Origin of the sequence: Exiguobacterium sp. s46 (genome assembly GCF_018618875.1) — a bacterium.
Classification (GTDB): Bacteria; Bacillota; Bacilli; order Exiguobacteriales; family Exiguobacteriaceae; genus Exiguobacterium_A; species Exiguobacterium_A abrahamii.
In genome coordinates this window covers 1983765-2000650 of record NZ_JACSMY010000001.1, presented here as the reverse complement: position 1 = coordinate 2000650, position 16886 = coordinate 1983765, and the positions used below count along the sequence as shown (strand labels likewise).

14 protein-coding genes and 1 riboswitch are annotated in these 16886 nt (G+C 49.2%); of the genes, 9 read left to right on the top strand and 5 right to left on the bottom strand.

The genetic code is table 11. From position 1 onward, the window contains the following. Positions 1 to 126 precede the first annotated feature (126 nt). Positions 127 to 1380 carry an SH3 domain-containing protein gene (locus tag KNQ08_RS10360; RefSeq protein ID WP_214805495.1) on the bottom strand — a complete coding sequence of 418 codons (1254 nt, stop codon included), beginning with the start codon at positions 1378 to 1380 and terminating at the stop codon, positions 127 to 129. Between the two features lie 172 nt (positions 1381 to 1552). On the opposite strand from KNQ08_RS10360, the gene KNQ08_RS10355 reads away from it, so the two are divergent. After that, entirely contained in the window at positions 1553 to 2464 is a 912-nt protein-coding gene (locus KNQ08_RS10355) for a Gfo/Idh/MocA family protein (protein WP_214805493.1), read from the top strand. A 64-nt stretch (positions 2465 to 2528) separates the two neighbouring features. Here KNQ08_RS10355 and KNQ08_RS10350 read toward each other — a convergent pair whose 3' ends face one another. Beyond that, entirely contained in the window at positions 2529 to 3149 is a 621-nt protein-coding gene (locus KNQ08_RS10350; protein WP_214805491.1) for a hypothetical protein, read from the bottom strand. After that, positions 3146 to 3835 (bottom strand): hypothetical protein, encoded by a 690-nt coding sequence (locus tag KNQ08_RS10345; protein WP_214805489.1) that lies wholly within the window; start codon positions 3833 to 3835, stop codon positions 3146 to 3148. The genes KNQ08_RS10350 and KNQ08_RS10345 overlap by 4 nt, the downstream gene beginning before the upstream one ends. A 131-nt stretch (positions 3836 to 3966) precedes the next feature. Here KNQ08_RS10345 and KNQ08_RS10340 point away from each other — a divergent pair, with 131 nt between their 5' ends. Both KNQ08_RS10340 and KNQ08_RS10335 read left to right on the top strand, forming a co-directional pair. Beyond that, the gene (locus KNQ08_RS10340; protein WP_214805487.1) at positions 3967 to 5040 is read left to right on the top strand and encodes a glycerate kinase; all 1074 of its coding nucleotides are present in this window, start codon (positions 3967 to 3969) and stop codon (positions 5038 to 5040) included. A gap of 63 nt (positions 5041 to 5103) precedes the next feature. Beyond that, a complete protein-coding gene (locus tag KNQ08_RS10335) occupies positions 5104 to 5673 on the top strand; it encodes a hypothetical protein (RefSeq protein WP_047392959.1) in 570 nt (189 codons plus the stop codon). Positions 5674 to 5720: 47 nt separating this feature from the next. On the opposite strand, the gene KNQ08_RS10330 is transcribed toward KNQ08_RS10335, so the two are convergent. After that, positions 5721 to 6200, bottom strand: coding sequence for a glutathione peroxidase (locus tag KNQ08_RS10330; RefSeq protein WP_214805485.1), 480 nt, complete (start codon positions 6198 to 6200; stop codon positions 5721 to 5723). A 170-nt stretch (positions 6201 to 6370) separates the two neighbouring features. On the opposite strand from KNQ08_RS10330, the gene KNQ08_RS10325 reads away from it, so the two are divergent. The 6 genes from KNQ08_RS10325 to KNQ08_RS10300 all read left to right on the top strand — a co-directional run bounded on the left by KNQ08_RS10325 (position 6371) and on the right by KNQ08_RS10300 (position 12634). Then, positions 6371 to 6565, top strand: coding sequence for a hypothetical protein (locus tag KNQ08_RS10325; RefSeq protein ID WP_029342614.1), 195 nt, complete (start codon positions 6371 to 6373; stop codon positions 6563 to 6565). 241 nt (positions 6566 to 6806) lie between these two features. Further along, positions 6807 to 6960: riboswitch (cyclic di-AMP (ydaO/yuaA leader) on the top strand. Positions 6961 to 7181: 221 nt separating this feature from the next. After that, positions 7182 to 7262 carry a potassium-transporting ATPase subunit F gene (locus KNQ08_RS17035; protein ID WP_071908832.1) on the top strand — a complete coding sequence of 27 codons (81 nt, stop codon included), beginning with the start codon at positions 7182 to 7184 and terminating at the stop codon, positions 7260 to 7262. A gap of 23 nt (positions 7263 to 7285) precedes the next feature. After that, positions 7286 to 8926: a potassium-transporting ATPase subunit KdpA gene (kdpA, locus tag KNQ08_RS10315; RefSeq protein WP_064299336.1), complete on the top strand. Its 1641-nt coding sequence runs from the start codon at positions 7286 to 7288 to the stop codon at positions 8924 to 8926. A gap of 17 nt (positions 8927 to 8943) precedes the next feature. Continuing rightward, on the top strand, positions 8944 to 11013 hold the full coding sequence (gene kdpB, locus KNQ08_RS10310; RefSeq protein ID WP_149427836.1) for a potassium-transporting ATPase subunit KdpB: 2070 nt from the start codon (positions 8944 to 8946) through the stop codon (positions 11011 to 11013). Positions 11014 to 11027: 14 nt separating this feature from the next. After that, entirely contained in the window at positions 11028 to 11549 is a 522-nt protein-coding gene (gene kdpC / locus KNQ08_RS10305; RefSeq protein ID WP_023469375.1) for a K(+)-transporting ATPase subunit C, read from the top strand. Continuing rightward, the gene (locus tag KNQ08_RS10300) at positions 11546 to 12634 is read left to right on the top strand and encodes a universal stress protein (protein ID WP_050678132.1); all 1089 of its coding nucleotides are present in this window, start codon (positions 11546 to 11548) and stop codon (positions 12632 to 12634) included. The genes kdpC and KNQ08_RS10300 overlap by 4 nt, the downstream gene beginning before the upstream one ends. 662 nt (positions 12635 to 13296) lie before the next feature. Here KNQ08_RS10300 and KNQ08_RS10295 read toward each other — a convergent pair. Beyond that, a complete protein-coding gene (locus tag KNQ08_RS10295) occupies positions 13297 to 16881 on the bottom strand; it encodes an SH3 domain-containing protein (protein ID WP_214805483.1) in 3585 nt (1194 codons plus the stop codon). Positions 16882 to 16886 lie beyond the last annotated feature (5 nt).

Sequence of the window (16886 nt, the reverse complement as noted above, 5' to 3'; positions counted from 1 at the left end):
GACGTCAGACGTCTGATTCTAAACTTAACTCTAAGATGAATTCGTTTTCAGCGCAAGCATAATTTTAGAGACAAAACGAAAAACAACCTGACTCCCGGAAAGGGAATCAGGTTGTTGATTAAAAGATCATTGGTTCAAGACAGAACGGAGTGTCGTCTCGGTTTGAGACAACGATCCTTTCAGTGTGACAAGACCATATCGCGTCGAGCCTTTTTTGATGAAGAAGACACGTGTGTAGCCAGATTCCGGAGTGTAACCGGTCTTGCTCGCATAAACACGTGTATCACCTGGAAGTGAGGTGTTCGTGTGATACCACGTCAACGTCCGTGCATACGGTCCTTTGACGGTCGTCTGGTATGATTTTCGTCCACTGATCGTCATGAGCGCGCTGTACTTCGCATATGTATTCGCGAGTTTTTGCATATCAGCAGCCGTCGTGTAATGACTTGGATGATAGAAGCCATGTGGGTTCATGAAATGGCTCGCACTCATCCCGATCGAACGGGCGCGACTGTTCATGTACGAGACGAACTTCGATTCAGAACCTGCTGTCCGGACAGCGATCGCTTTTGCTGCATCATTACCAGAACGGATCAGCATCCCGTTCAAGAGTTGACGCATCGTGACTTTATCGCCAGCACGGAAACCAGCGACACTGCTACCTGCAGGAACGGATAACATTGAAGACGTCAGGGTGAACGTTTGATCGAGCGTGCCTTTTCGTGCCGCTTCGTCGTACGCGACGATTCCCGTCAACAGTTTCGTCGTACTCGCTGGATAACGGCGGACGAAGCTTTCTTTCGTCAATTGATAACTTGACGATCCAAGCTTGAAATACCGCATCGATGCAACCGGATAACTGCTACTCGATGGTTTAGGACTGCTCGTCGTCACTTTTCGAGCAACTTGGCTCGATACATAGTAATAGTTGGTCGTGCCTTTGACCTTATACCAACCGTTCGAGTACGAGACTGCATTGAACTTCGAGTTGTACGGTGCGAGTCGTTTGATATTCTTTGATGATGCTGTGCTTGGTGATGTCCGGACGTTCGCTCCAGCCTTCGAGTAGACGACGATTTTGTACGTCTTCACGGAACTACTCGACACTTTTTTAGCGACTTGGTTCGATAGATAACGATATGTACCTCCGTCCTTGATCTTATACCAGCCATTCGTATACGAGACGGCTGTGAATTTTGCCTTGTACGCGGCACGTCGGACGATCGTCGCAGACGAGGCTGTACTCGGCTTTGAGCGGATGTTCGCCCCAATCGTCGAAGTGACGACGACTTGGTAACTGGCTGCCTTTGCAGGTATGGCAGGAAGACATAAAGCGAACAATAATAAGAGCGTAAGACTAGTACGGAGCAAGCGCTTCATAAAAACTCATTCCCTCCTTGTTCAAATATGGTTTTATCATAAAACAAAAAAAGGAAATTCACTTCTTTTCAAAAAAAGGAATTCGAATCCTGTAACGAGCCGATTTCCATCTTTTCGTGTCAATTGACGTATCATAGGGAATGTAAGCAACAGAGGAAAAGGAGGAGTTCACATGAAATTAGCAGTCATTGGTCTAGGGGACATCGCACAAAAAGCCTACTTACCCGTCTATGCCGAACGATCCGATATCGAGGTGTATCTGATCTCGCGAGATGAAGAGAAAGCAAAACGATTGCAAGCGGCGTATCGCTTTGCAGGAACATACGCGACATTTGCTGACGCCGTACAGGAGGGAATCGATGCGGTCATGATCCATTCAGCGACTGTCGTCCATGCGGAGCAAGCACGGCAAGCGCTTGAAGCAGGAATCGCCGTCTACGTGGATAAGCCGGTCTCGATGGAAATCGAAGAGATTCGTGAACTAACACGTCTGTCAGAGGAGAAACAGTTACCGTTCATCACGGGATTCAATCGACGCTTCGCTTCAGCGCATCAGCGCTTACTTGAGGTCAACGATCCGAATCTCGTCCTCATGCAAAAGAATCGGACGTCGTTCATCGAAGACGCTAAGCCGTTTCTATTCGACGACTTCATTCATGTCGCGGATACGCTTCGTTTCTTGACAGGATGCGGTGAAATCGAAGACTTACACGTCAAGAGTAAGCAAGACGCAAGCGGTCTGCATCACGTAACGATTCAATTCGTCTCGAACGGAATCACGGCGATTGGTGTCATGAACCGCAATAACGGCATCACGGAAGAACGCGTCGAAGTGATGGGACCGGAAGAAAAACGAATCGCAACGGACGTGACGACACTTGATCAGTTGACGAAACAAGGCACGCTTCGGTATCCGCTCGATAACTGGGAAGCGACGCTAAAGCGGCGTGGATTCGTCGATATGCTAGAGGCGTTCCTTCGGACGATCAAGGGGGAATCGTCCGAATCGGTCGTAGCTTCTGATAGCCTCGCGACACATGAATTATGCCAACAGGTGTATGAGCAAGTTCAAGCTGCTCGCTGAGTAGAAATCGTAAAAAACGCCGCTTCACTCGAGGACAGTCTCAAGTGAAGCGGCGTTTTACTGATTATTTGTCTGACAGTTGTTTGAGTTGATAGATCCGTTTGCCGCCCGGACCTTCAAACGTCACGCGGAGCGTCGAACGGACGAAGCGATAGCTGACTTGTCCTCCAGATAAGTTGACACGAGCGGAGAGATCGGGTTCGAAACGGATGGTCTCTTCATCGTTTCGGAGTGCGTCCGGGAGACCGAACTGATCAAAGCGAAGCGTCGCGCTGAACGTATCTTGCTCATCAAAAGAGACATGGATGCGCCCGGTTCCGTCGAACGGCTCGTCTTCGAGCGTGCTTCGTTCAACTTCATATGTTCCTTCGAACTGTTTGACTTGTTGCAACGTCTCTCTTGCACTGAGGGCAATGGCTTCTGCTCGTTTTCGGACAGGGTGATCCGTTGCGAGTTGAAGACGTTCGATCGCCTCCGCGGTTTTTAAGACATCACGCAGTTGATAACCGGCAAGCTGTCGCTCAAGCTGAACCATTAGCCGAGCAGCCGGTTCATCGATGTCTTGTTTTGATTGTTCGACGGCGCGGGTATAAGTTTGCTGTTCGAGCTGTTCTTGAATCTTGGATGTTTCGGGCGAACACGCCATCAAAAGACAAAGGGGCAGACAGAGGAGCACTCGTTTCATGAGGTCACCTCCGTTCGATTGACATCAATGATTTGTAGATGATCCGTATGCACTTTCAAACGATAATGAACGCGGTAGGTCACAGGCTTTGAACCCGTTGCTGTCGCGATTTGGTACGTTTCCTGTGTACGCAAGTGATACGTGGTACCTTTTGACGTAAATTTTTGGAATGTCACGGCAAGAACACTTGGAGCGACAGGGGCATCAGCGGCATTCGTCAATCGCTCGAGATGGTCGAACTCGGATTCGAACACCTTCAAGGTCGTAAACTGGATGGCGGAAAATGTCTCGATGGAATCGTATTTCTTTGAATACGTCGCAAGCTCTGGAATCGTTCGTGTGTATTGGCGGACGAAACGAAGGACATCATAGGACGTCGGAGGCCGATCTTTCGAATACGTTTGATTGTAAGCCGTTTGTTCATCGGACCATTCAGAAAGAGCGAGTGCTTCGACGCTAGGCGTCTGACCGGCTTCCGGCGAAACGGGATCTTGTAACGAATACCACAGGAAACCGGCTCCTCCGACGAGAAAGAGCAAAAGACAGGTGCTGATGAGCCAAGTCCGTGAAGAGGACGGAGCAGGTGGTTCAGCTGGTCGTTCTTTCTTGATGACAGGATGTTGGCAATGAGAACAAGTCGTATCGTGTTGACGAAGTGGTGTACCACATAACGAACAGCGTTCCATGAAATAAGACCTCCTGTGTATGTAAAATGAAATGTCAGATAAGGTAATGGTAATTTGAAATTAGTATCATCGTAACATTAATTGGAAACGCAATCAAAACTTGATATGAGTTTTTTAGGGGGAATGTACAGATGGGACGTCACTTGATTTTGATGGATGCATTCAAAGGGAGTATTTCTTCGAAAGAGGCGGCAGAAGCGGTCGCCTCCGGGATCCGAGCGTATGATCCGACAGCGATCATCGATTTTTCGCCTGTTGCGGACGGCGGGGAGGGAACGCTCGATGTCTATCTCGCACTCGGATATGACGTGAAGACGGCGATGACGATGGATTTGGCAGGTCGTCCGTGTGAAGTAGAGTACGCTGTCAAGGGTACAGACGCCGTCATCGAAGTCGCGCGTATTTGTGGATTGCCGATGCGGCGAAGCGAGGATGATCCCGTCCGAATGAATACGCGTGGTGTCGGTCGTTTGATTGCTCAGTTACGCGATCAGGGAATCACGCATATCCGACTGTCCTTAGGCGGGACTGGTACGACGGACGGCGGACTCGGTTTACTCGCAGAAGTCGGTTGTCGACTTGAAGATGCGTCTGGTGATTTAATTTCGTTTCAAACGAATCCGTTACTTGAGACGCATACTATTCAATGCCCAGCGTATCCTGTTCAACTGGAAGCGCTCGTCGATGTGACAGCTCTTTATCATGGTCCAGATGGTCCAGCTTATCTGTTCGGTCCACAAAAAGGACTGCTTCGAGAAGACATCGTAAAGCTCGATCAGCAACTTGAACGGATCGGGCGGTTACTTGGACTAGAAAATGTTAAAGGAGCTGGAGCAGCCGGTGGACTCGGGGGAGCGGTCTATGCGCTGGGCGGCACGATCGTTCCGGGAGCCAAGACGATCCTGCAACATCTTCGCGTAGCAGAGCGGATGGAGCAAGCCGATTATGTCTGGACAGGAGAAGGACGCGTTGACCGTCAAAGTCAAATCGGTAAGTTACCAGGTGAGGTCACGCGGATGGCGAAAGCAGCTGACGTTCCTTGTCTGATCCTTGCCGGAATCGTCGAAGAAAACATGCCGCACGCACTCGATTGTCGCTCGATCCATGCCGGACAAGCAATCACGCTCGATCGAGAACAGACGATGGCTCGTATGAGCGAGCAAGCACGTAAGTGGCTCGAGGAACTTTCACTGAAACAGGGATGAAGTCGGAAAAGTTTGGGTAAATAACTGTATATTGCCATACTTTTAGAGAAGGTAGGTCATCGTATGATCAATCAATCGATTCAATTATCGTTTCGCCAAGTCCGAGCACTGGTCGAACATACCCTGCTATTATTCAAAGAGCTCGATCAACAATTAGCAAACCGTGGATACGAACCGGTTCTCCCGGAAGTCGTCCAAACGGAACATGGTCTGAGCATCCATCAGACGAAGGAGAGTGCGGAGTCACTCGTGCCGCACTTTTTAACACGGACGTATGTCCGGCAACAAGAAAAAACGAACCAACATGGATTGCTGATCTCTGTTCAATATACGCATCCGCTCCATGAACGATTCGATCCGGTCGTCCTCGTCGGCGATGTTGCGTTCAAGCAAGCAAAACATGCGCAAAAAATCTTAAGTGAAAAGCCGTGGCTCCTGAAATACGCAGCTTTTGAATCTACGATTGCGCAAGAGTTCGTTGCCGACGGTACACGCTATACGACGCAACCGATTGAAGAAATCGAAGAGCTGATCGTCTGGGGGCATCCGTTCACGGAAATGCGCGACATCGATGACGTCAAACGATTGGCGGAAGAGATGATCAGCCGTCATCTTGAGCCGGGGACAACATGAAAATAAGCTTCCGTTCCTTCAAGAGAGAAGGAGGGAAGCTTATTTTTTTAGACTTGAACGAGCAATCGTTCAATTGCTGCCGTCAAATCAGTTGGATTCGTTTTTGGTGAGAACCGCGTCACTTCTCCATTACGGGTCACGAGGAATTTTGTGAAATTCCACTCGACGTCTGTTGCACCGTCCGTCGTTGGTGCTTGTGCTTTCAGTTCCTCGAATAACGGATGTGCTTGCTCACCGTTGACATCAATTTTTGAGAAGACGGGGAATGTCACGCCGTAGTTGACTTGGCAGAACGACTGGATCTCCTCGTCCGTTCCCGGATCTTGATTCGCGAACTGATTACATGGGAAACCAAGTACGGTCAACCCTTGCGAACGATAGTCTTGATGCAATTGCTCGAGTCCTTCGAACTGTGGCGTCAAGCCACATTTGCTGGCTGTATTGACGATCAGCCATGCTTGAGCTGGGTAGTCACTTAAGGATACCGACGTTCCGTCGACGCGTTGAAATGAATGATCTTGTAACATATCGATTCCCCCTTTTTAAGTACTTCTCCAGTGTAACAAATCCGTTTTCTCGTCGTCTTCTATCGTTACTTGCGAGATGACAGAAACATCACAATCGGGTGTCAGCGACGCTTTTTCGATGAATCTTTGTTACGATGAAAAGGAATATGGAAGGAAAGGAGAGATGCCACATGAGAAAAATGTTGAAACAATCGCGGTTCGTTATGATCGCGACGCTTTGTCTCGTCCTGGTCAGTAGTTGTATTACCTTACTGACGCTTGGGTTCGAACGCGATATTGTGATTCTTGTTTCTGGAGTGGTTGCCCTATGGGTGACGATGCTAGCTCCTTTGACGGTTCATGCCAAAATGAATCAGCAATCATAATCATTGTTCGTTCATGAAACCGCGGAACGATTCTCGCTAAAATGGAGCTCCTCCATTTTAGATGAAGGAATCGATTTCTGCGGTTTTTTTTCTTCTATAGCATAGAGGTGAAAAACGCTATTTTTCGAAAGTAAGTCATTAAAAAATCAGACTATTTTTTTTTCAACTTTTCTATTTACAACCCGAAAAAATCGGAGTAATATCCATCTCATCAACGAACACTAACATGTTAATGCTTCGATCTCAAAGTACGCCGAATTCATGATTGAAGCGGGGGACCCAACCGTCACGACACGTGACACGGGGTGAATCCTTTCCGAACGGGAAAGGTAGGGCGAATTCCTAGGTATGCCCGAATCCGACAGCTAACCTCGCAGGCGTTTTTAGGAGGGAACGACTCTTTTTCAGTATGCCAAAGTATAAAGGCGATGCTGGGGCCGTTTATTGCCTCACATCGTCTTTTTGTCGTGTCTAATTGTAAAAATATTGAATAATATGGGGGTAATTTCATAATGGGAGAGCTGTGGAGTATCGTATTGCTTGCCTTCTTCTTCGGTACGACGTTCGGGATGATTCATCTGATCGAACGTGTCCAGTGGAGAGCAGGTGACCGTAAATGACATGGTTTTTACTAGCGACGGGCTGCCTCGTCTTCTTGTATCTCGGTTATTGTCTGATGTATCCAGAAAAATTCTAATCGCATAGGGAGAAAAGAAAAACATGTGGACTCAATTCATGATCCAATTTTGGATCCTACTCGTCATCGCACTTTGCGCGGCGGTCTTGCTTGGTCGCTACATCGGGATATACTTCGCACCTGTCGCAGAGCGTCGGGTCGATAAAATCGGTAAGGTCGAACGACGACTTCTTTTGTTACTCGGCGTCGATGAAAAGAAACACGATCAATCGTGGGTCGGTTACTCGAAAAGTTTGTTGCTTGTAAATATTTTCTTCTTCATCGGTGGTTATTTGCTACTTCGTTTCCAAGGCAGTCTACCCTTGAATCCGAACGGTGCTGTGAATCTCGATTGGTCGACAGCGTTGCATACGACAATCAGTTTCATGACGAACACCGATCAACAACACTATTCAGGCGAGGCACTCTCATATCTCTCGCAAACGTTCGTCCTTGGAACGATGTTGTTCGTCGCTCCAACGATGGCGTTCACGGTCTGTATCGCTGTCATTCGTGGTCTTGCGAACAAACCACTCGGTAACTTCTATGCCGACTTCGTTCGCTTCATCTTGCGAATCTTGATTCCGATTTCACTCGTGTTCGGGATGGTCATGATCGTCTTCGGTGTACCACAGACGTTCGGAGGGGCGGTCAGCGTCACGACGCTCGAAGGAGCAAAGCAGTTGATTTACCGTGGACCGGTTGCTGCGTTTGAAGTCATCAAACAGCTCGGGAACAACGGTGGTGGTTTCTTTGGTGTCAATGGTGCTCATCCATTCGAGAACCCGAACCAATTCGTCAACTTCATCCAGATGTTCTTGATGCTACTGATTCCGATGTCACTTCCAATCGCTTACGGCAAAATCATCGGTTCCGCGAAACAAGGTCGACTATTCCTTGGAGTCATGACGCTTCTCTTCATCATGATGACGGTCGGGATGGCAGGGAGCTTACTTGCGAATCCAACGGCACATGGTCAGGAATTACGATTTGGTCAAATCGGAACGGCGCTCTACAGTTCGATTACGACGGCAGCTGAAACCGGTGCGGTCAACGCGATGCATGACTCACTGCATCCACTTGCTGGATTGATCCAACTCGGCAATATGATGCTCAACGTCGTTTACGGTGGAGCAGGTGCAGGATTCCTGAACGTCTTACTTTACGCCTTCGTCGCAGTCTTCCTGACAGGTCTCTTGATCGGTCGGACACCGACGTTCCTCGGGAAGAAAATCGAGACGTTCGAAGTGAAGATGATCGCGATCGCGCTACTCGTGCCGCCATTCCTGATTCTCGTCGGAACGGCAATCTCGATGTACGCTGCACCAGGCGTCGCCGGCATCTCGAACCCAGGTTATCACGGACTGTCGCAAGTCTTGTATGAGTTCACATCCGCGACGGCGAACAACGGATCCGGTTTTGAAGGACTCGGCGACGCAAACGTCTACTGGAACGTCTCGACGTCATTCGCGTTGTTCTTCGGACGCTACATCCCATTGATCTTGATGCTTGCGATCGTAGGTTCGCTTAAAGCGAAGCAATCGGTTCCGCAAGATGAATTTTCGTTTAAGACAGACACACCACTCTTCGGAACAGTCTTCCTCGGTACGGTCGTACTCGTCGGTGCATTGACATTCTTGCCAGTGCTCGTACTTGGACCAGTCGCGGATTGGCTGACGATGTGAACAGGAGATAAAATCATATGATGGAACGAATCATGCATCCGACGCCCGAGGAACACCAACCGAACGGGGAGCCGGAACACCAATCCAAATCAGCAATCAGTGGCTCGATCGCGCGTCAAGCGACGATCGATGCCTTTAAAAAATTAAATCCCGTCAACATGGTCAAACAACCGATCATGTTCGTCGTCTGGATCGGCTGCTTGCTCGCGATCGGCTATACGATCTTCATTGACGAGATGCGTGGCTTTAACTTAACGGTCAGTATTATCCTCTTCCTGACGGTCTTATTCGCGAACTTCGCGGAATCGATCGCGGAAGGACGCGGGAAAGCCCAAGCGGACTCACTGAAAGCTTCAAAGGCAGATGTCATGGCACGTAAACGTGTCGGACAACTGATTCAAAGCGTCTCGTCGGCGACACTCCGGAAGGGCGATATCGTCTTCGTCCGAGCAGGGGAGTATGTACCCGGTGACGGTGAAATCATCAAAGGACTTGCTTCGATTGATGAATCAGCGATCACGGGGGAATCCGCACCCGTCATCAAGGAAGCGGGCGGTGATTTCTCCTCGGTCATCGGTGGAACACTCGTCGTCAGTGACGAGATCGAAGTCCGGATCACGAGCAATCCAGGTGAGTCATTCCTCGATCAGATGATTGCCCTCGTCGAAGGCGCAAGTCGTCAGAAGACACCGAACGAACTCGCGTTATCAACGCTCTTGACGAGCTTGACATTGATTTTCTTACTTGTCGTCATGACACTACCTGTCTTTACGAACTACCTTGGATTTGATCTGTCAGGTCCAATCTTGATCGCCTTACTCGTCTGTTTGATCCCGACGACGATCGGTGGCTTACTGTCAGCAATCGGAATCGCCGGGATGGACCGAGTCACCCGCTTCAACGTCATCGCGATGAGCGGGAAAGCGGTCGAAGCAGCAGGCGATATCCAGACGATCATCCTGGACAAAACAGGAACGATCACGTTCGGTAACCGGATGGCGTCGGAGATCACGCCAGTCGGTGGACGTACTGCTGAGCAGGCGTTCGAGGGGGCGATCCTCGCCTCACTTGCTGACGAGACACCAGAAGGACGTTCTGTTCTTGAACTCGCTGAACTTCGTGCGATGCCGGTGGAACAACACTGGTTAGATGGCGCAGAGATCGTACCGTTCCGCGCAGAGACACGGATGTCCGGAATCGACTTAAGAGATGGTCGCCGCGTACGTAAAGGGGCGGGGCAAGCGATTCAAGAATGGGTCAAGGAACAAGGCGGCGCTATTCCGAATGATTTGCAAGAGAAAGTAGATGCGGTCTCTCGTCTTGGCGGCACACCACTCGTCGTTGCGATCGACGCAACGATCCTTGGCGTCATCTATTTGAAAGATACGGTGAAACCGGGCATGCGCGAACGATTTGATCGTTTGCGTGAGATGGGGATCAAGACGGTCATGTGTACGGGTGACAACCCGTTGACGGCAGCAACGATTGCCCGCGAAGCAGGCGTCGATGATTTCGTCGCGGAATGTAAACCGGAAGACAAGATTCGTGTCATCCAGCAGGAACAAGCAGCCGGTCACCTCGTCGCCATGACAGGAGACGGAACGAATGATGCACCAGCACTCGCTCAAGCCGATGTCGGACTCGCGATGAACAGCGGAACGCAAGCCGCAAAAGAAGCGGCGAACATGATCGATCTTGATTCGAACCCGACGAAAATCATCGAAGTCGTCGAAATCGGGAAACAGCTCTTGATGACACGGGGTGCCTTGACGACGTTCTCGATCGCAAACGATGTCGCGAAATATTTTGCGATCATCCCGGCAATGTTCATGGTCGCAATCCCGCAGATGGAAGTACTCAATATCATGCGTCTTGATTCCCCGACGAGCGCGATCTTGTCTGCCTTGATCTTCAATGCGATCATCATTCCGATGTTGATTCCGCTTGCGATGCGAGGAGTTACCTATAAACCGATGACGGCGGATCAATTACTCGGTCGTAACTTACTGATCTATGGTCTTGGCGGTGTCGTCGTTCCATTCATTGGGATTAAAATCATCGATGTCTTGCTTGCAAGCATCCTCTAAGGAGAAAACGAATCATGAAACAAGCCATTCGTGTGACGGTCTTCGTCACGGCGTTATGCGGGATCGTCTTTCCCGCTTTATTGACCCTGTTCGGTCAACTACTCGTACCGGATAAAGCTGAAGGTTCTTTAGTACAAGAAAACGGAAAATTCATCGGATCGGAATTGATTGCCCAGCCGTTCACGTCGAAACAGTATTTTCATGGACGTCCATCAGCGGTCGATCAATTAGCGGGAGCGTCTGCTGGGGATAACCTAGCAGCATCGAACCCGGAGCTTGGCACGAAGATGGCGGAATTACAGAAACAGAACCAAGTGGACGGCGCTTCGCTTCCGGACGATGCCCTCGTGACATCCGGTTCTGGCTTCGATCCGCACATCTCAGTCGACTATGCTTTGGTTCAGGCGAAGCGTATCGCAACCGCGCGCGACCTGTCGCGTGAAGAAGTGCGGAAGTTGATCACGAAGGAAGCAGGAACACATGATTACGTCAACGTCCTGCGCTTGAACTTAGCCCTTGATCGGAGTAAGTCATGACACGAGGAAAGCTGAAGCTGTATATCGGCTCAGCTCCTGGTGTCGGAAAGACGTATAAGATGCTTGCCGATGCACGAACGTTGACGCTTGAAGGCAAGGATGTCGTCATCGGTCTAATTGAGACACATGGTCGAAAAGAGACGGCAGAGATGGTCGGGCAACTCGAACAAGTTCCGCTACTTGAAGTCGTCTATAAGGACAAGACATTCCCTGAGGTGAACGTGGACGCGATCATTGCCCGTCGCCCGGATATCGTACTGATCGATGAACTGGCGCATACGAATGCGCCAGGATCGGTACGAAAGAAACGCTATCAAGATGTCGCAGCACTGCTTGAAGCAGGAATTAATGTCTATTCGGCCGTCAACATCCAGCATTTCGAAAGCTTGCTCTTTAAGGTCAAAGAAGTGACGGGCGTCGAGGTTCGGGAACGCATCCCGGATCCGTTTCTCGGTGAAGCCGATGAGATTCTACTCGTCGACGTCACGCCACAGACGTTACGGGAACGACTCGAGCAAGGAAAGATCTATAAGAAGGAAAAGATTGAACAGAGCTTGAATTCGTTCTTTTCGCTTCAGAATCTTGCGAGTTTACGTGAGCTATCGCTACGTCAGGTCGCGGACGAAGTCGACGATCAAGTCTATCAATCACGCTTGTTGATTGAAAAGGATCCAGCGTCGCTACAGGAACGAATTCTCGTCTGTATCCAGCTCAATGACAACGCGCGGAAGTTGATCTATCGCGGCTTTCGCATGGCGAGTCGTCTGAAAGCGGATCTTTATGTGCTGACGATTTTACCGACGGCAGAGAATCAGCTGAATGCGAAACAAAAAGAAGTCTTAGCGATGGTACGCGAGAGTGGTTCCTTGTTCGGAGCAGAGGTGCTGATCCGAATCCAAGGCGAGCGCTCGATCGCCCAAGCGATCACGGCAGCTGCCAAGCATCATCGCATCACCCAAATCGTCCTCGGTCAATCTGCACGGACCCGTTGGCAGGAAGTCCGGCGTGGATCGATCATCAATGAAATCATGCGTCATGTCCGCGGGATCGATATTCAAATCGTTGCCGATGACATGGAACGCTAGGGGAGCCCTTCCGCGTAAATGCAGGGGTTCTCTTCGTATCATTCAAGAATAACAGTACTTCGTAGTATTATGGAGTACCGTTCATATGAAGGCAGAGTGCAGTTTTTCTCTTAGTGAGAAAGATTGCACTTTTTTGTTTACCTCGCATCTTTTTCCTGGGACAAGCGTCGCGCCGCTTCACTTCGTTGCAGGGTCGCTCCTGCTTGTTTTTCCCTAGGAAGCGATGTCGAGTGAACAATTTGCGTCAGGGTATAGAAAGTAGAAACGAAGAAGGAGAAGGACTTCTTTTGATAGATAAGAGAGATCATCATCACATCAGCACACCTTGTTTTGTAGGACCACTTTAGCCGTAAAAATGATGCGCTTATCGATTTCATTTCGTTATGTTTTAGTAGGACGCAACCGTACATCCTTGACTCCTACAGGAAAAGGAAGTGCGGTTAGCGCTTCCGTCAGGGATGGGTGAGACCCGACAAATCGCATGGAGTGCGAGATGTCGCGGCTTACCTCCCGCCTGTGGAAAGCGAGGATGTCGGGAACGTCTGTCATAAAAACGAGAGTGACGTCATTTACTTTTCAATGAATAAACATTACGAAAAAGGAGTAGTCTTTCTCTATCAAGAGAAGAACTACTCCTTTATGTGTATGCTTTTAACTATCTCTTAGCGAGCGAAGACCGGAATATCGAAGGTTGCCGTATAGCTATCCATCTGTTGATAGAGTGAATAGATCCGTGACGTCTGTTTGACCGCCCATCCCATGTCTGTTGCGTACTGATGGCTACCAGGGCGCATCGGACTCCAACGCATTTTGTAAAGCGTATTTTGTCCATAGGCATTGTGGATGTACTTCGTGCTGATGAATTCAGCACCACCGACAATCGCGGCTTCCGGAGTGAACCAACCTTGGCTGTACGCATAAGCAGCGCCGGTGTTGATTGCATCGTAATCATACGCACCAATGCCGTACATGTTGTAGACTTTGCGTCCATTCCATGTCACACCCATTGCGAGTGTCGATTTTCCATTACCTGTCTCAAGCAAAGCGTGGGAGATCAAGTAAGCTTCGTTGACGCTGTATTTTTGACCAGCATCGATGAACGCTTGACCACAACTACCATTGCTACATTTGTTGAAGATTCCTTCGCCTTTCGTCACGTTCGCTAACATCTTATCGAGTGTCGCAGGTGTCGCACCTGTTGTTTTCGATAGATCAAGGAACTGATAGAAGTCTGAAGAATTTCGGTCGACCTTGAGTGGATCAGCAGCGTTACGGACATCTGTTTCGAGTGCATTCAACCATTGGATCGTCGAATAATTCGTTGCGTTCGAATAGACACGTGGGTACGTCGTATAGAAGCCACTGACGGATTGATAGACGCGAATCATCCGACCAGGCTGGAATTGACCATAGACGTGACTGGCAGTCGAAGCGCCTGAACGAATGTTGAGCGGTGTCGTCGCTGTGACAGTCGCAATCGTTCCGTTGACGGGATCAAGTGCACCACCGAGGCGGACGTAACCCGTGCTGACGTACATCAATTTGTTTTTGTAGATATCCGTTTGCGGTGGTGGATTTAGTTTCATCTGTGCGCTGATGAAGCTATCGAACGTATACGGTGTCGCGACGGAGTTATAGACGTTTAATTTAGAAGAAGTCGTCACGAACGCCCCCTTATATGCATATCCACTTTTGCCATCGTAGGAAATCTTATACCAATCACCGATTTGACCAGAGACGGTGACGACGAGATTTTGAGGAATCGTCTTAATGACATTGTATGAGCTACCGACGTAAGAGCGTAAAGCCACGTTTGATGTAGCCCGTACGTACAATTTTTGTTTTGCTTCGTATTTGATCGATGACGTATTTTGACCAGTCCGGATATAACCCGTTTTGCCATCAATCGTCACTTTATGCCACGAGGTGTTCGTGTACGATGTGATCAATGAAGAAGTGTAATAGACATTTCCGAACGAGAGTGTCGTTATAGTTGCTGCTTGATCGTCCGGTGCTTGTTTGACGACAAGTGATTGATTCGCCAAGAAACGTGCACCCGTAATCTTTTTCGTTTCCGTGTACGGTGTCAGTGTTGATTTTAAGACGTAACCGTTTTTACCAGCGTAGCTGATTTTTAACCACTGATCGAGACTACCTGTTACTTGAACGACGGCTGCTTTTGGCAGCTTCGTCACCGTCGCATAAGCTGAACCGGCATCCGACTGGAGTGTCGTATCCGTCGTTGCTTGATAGCGGTGGTTATTGACGCTTCCATATGTGACAGGTGAGCCTTGATTGATTTGAATGTAACCGGTTTTTCCGTCAACCGTCAGGCGATGCCATTGCTCTGAACGACCAGTCGTGACGACTTGATTCGTCGTGTAGACGTCTCCAGAAGAGAGGCGAACGAGAGTGTCAGCTGTCGCTTGGTGTGATGTTTTTACTTCGACGGTACGCCCAAGGCGATAAGAAGAAGATGGAATCGATTGCGTCATGACTTTTTCCTTAGCGTAACGTGAAGCGATATAACCTGTTTTCCCGTTGTACGTCACACGGTACCAATCATCGATCATTCCAGTGACCGTGATGCTCGTACTAGAAGGAATCGTTTTGACGGTCGCGTAAGTGTTTCCAGCATATGAACGGAGGGGAGTCGAAGTCGTCGTCTGCATGACGATCCGGTCCGATTGATAACGAACACTCTTGCCTTGACCGACAGGAATGTAGCCTGTCTTTCCATCCTTGCTCACACGATGCCATTGCTGACCGTTTGATGTGACGAGTTGTGTCGTGTAGTAGATGTCACCGCTCTGAAGTGTTGCAAGCGTGGATGCTTTTGCATCTGGTGAAGATTTGATCGAAACCGCTTTTTCAAGTTCAAAGCGTGCACCTGCAATTTTCTGCTTCGTTGCAAGCGTCGTAAAGGTGCTAGAAGCAGCATATCCCGTTTTACCGTTATAACTGACCCGGTACCAATTGCCGATCCGTCCAGAAATCTTGATGACCGTATTGCTCGGGATCGTTTGTACTGTTGCATATGATGGACCTGCATACGAGCGGATCGTTGTTGCGGCTGTCGTTTTCAATGAAAGGTTTGATTGTGACTCGTAAGCGATAGGTGTTGCCTGATTCGCTAATACGAAGCCGGTTTTACCTTCCTTCGATACTTGATACCATGTTTCACCGAGTGGATTCGTCACACGTGTCTTCGTGTAGTAGACGTTTCCGGCACTTAGTGTCGCAAGTGTTTTTCCGTTTGTTGCAGGTGTCGTCTTGATGGCGAGTGATGCTGTCAACAGGAAGCGTGAAGACGGAAGCTTCGTCTTTTCTGTGTACTCTGCCAATGTAGCGGATAAGACATAACCCGTCTTACCAGCGTATGTGACTTGATGATACGTTGCCGTCTTAGCGCTTGATGTGACAATCGTGCCCTTCGGAAGACTGGCTAAGCTGTTCTTCGGTTCCGCTTGATTGTAAAGGGGTGTCGCACTTTTCGTCTGATACCGTGTTTGTGGGATCAGGGTCACACTTTGCTTTTCAGAAGAGGCGAACGCATCTTGATGCATGTAACCTTTTTTCCCATCGTACTGGACGCTGACCCAGTCCTCGATCCGACCGACGATTTTGACGTCTTTTCCAGATGGAATGGTCTGAACTTTTGGATAACCGGTTCCAGCGTATTGGCGCAAGATATAAGCGTCGACCGTTCTTGACGTCGTGTTCGTCACCTTTTTATAGGCAACTGCTTTTGCACCAGCAGCGACATAGCCCGTCTTCCCGTCATATTTGACGCGGTACCATGTTTCGCCATATGGATTTGTCACACGTTGTGACGTGTAGTACACATCCTCTTCGTTCAACGTACCGATCGTCACTGCAGTATCCACTGCCGTCTTTTTGATCGGTGTTTTTTTGAGGACGAGGTAGCGCTGTCCAGAAACGGTTTGTTTCTTTTCGTACAGCGTGAGGTATTTCGACGCGACATATCCCGTTTTTCCAGCGTATGTCACTCTTCTGAATGCGCCAGAAGCATACGTGGATGAAACGACAGTTCCGGTCTTGATCGTCAACAAGCGTTTCCGAGAAGATGCCGTCTTGTCGTACAGATAACTATCGGTAGACAGACGGTAGGTCGTCGCTTTCGTCGTCGCTGCTTCAGCTACGGGTAAAGATGTTAAAACGATGCTGAAAACGATGAGAAAGCTCGCGAACACCTTCAAGGTCTTCGAGAATGATGTCGTGTTCAAAGTAT

Coding starts and splice junctions, on each gene's coding strand:
- KNQ08_RS10360 (WP_214805495.1), bottom strand. CDS start 1,380: ATGAAGCGCTTGCTCCGTACTAGTCTTACGCTCTTATTATTGTTCGCT.
- KNQ08_RS10355 (WP_214805493.1), top strand. CDS start 1,553: ATGAAATTAGCAGTCATTGGTCTAGGGGACATCGCACAAAAAGCCTAC.
- KNQ08_RS10350 (WP_214805491.1), bottom strand. CDS start 3,149: ATGAAACGAGTGCTCCTCTGTCTGCCCCTTTGTCTTTTGATGGCGTGT.
- KNQ08_RS10345 (WP_214805489.1), bottom strand. CDS start 3,835: ATGGAACGCTGTTCGTTATGTGGTACACCACTTCGTCAACACGATACG.
- KNQ08_RS10340 (WP_214805487.1), top strand. CDS start 3,967: ATGGGACGTCACTTGATTTTGATGGATGCATTCAAAGGGAGTATTTCT.
- KNQ08_RS10335 (WP_047392959.1), top strand. CDS start 5,104: ATGATCAATCAATCGATTCAATTATCGTTTCGCCAAGTCCGAGCACTG.
- KNQ08_RS10330 (WP_214805485.1), bottom strand. CDS start 6,200: ATGTTACAAGATCATTCATTTCAACGCGTCGACGGAACGTCGGTATCC.
- KNQ08_RS10325 (WP_029342614.1), top strand. CDS start 6,371: ATGAGAAAAATGTTGAAACAATCGCGGTTCGTTATGATCGCGACGCTT.
- KNQ08_RS17035 (WP_071908832.1), top strand. CDS start 7,182: ATGACATGGTTTTTACTAGCGACGGGCTGCCTCGTCTTCTTGTATCTC.
- kdpA (WP_064299336.1), top strand. CDS start 7,286: ATGTGGACTCAATTCATGATCCAATTTTGGATCCTACTCGTCATCGCA.
- kdpB (WP_149427836.1), top strand. CDS start 8,944: ATGATGGAACGAATCATGCATCCGACGCCCGAGGAACACCAACCGAAC.
- kdpC (WP_023469375.1), top strand. CDS start 11,028: ATGAAACAAGCCATTCGTGTGACGGTCTTCGTCACGGCGTTATGCGGG.
- KNQ08_RS10300 (WP_050678132.1), top strand. CDS start 11,546: ATGACACGAGGAAAGCTGAAGCTGTATATCGGCTCAGCTCCTGGTGTC.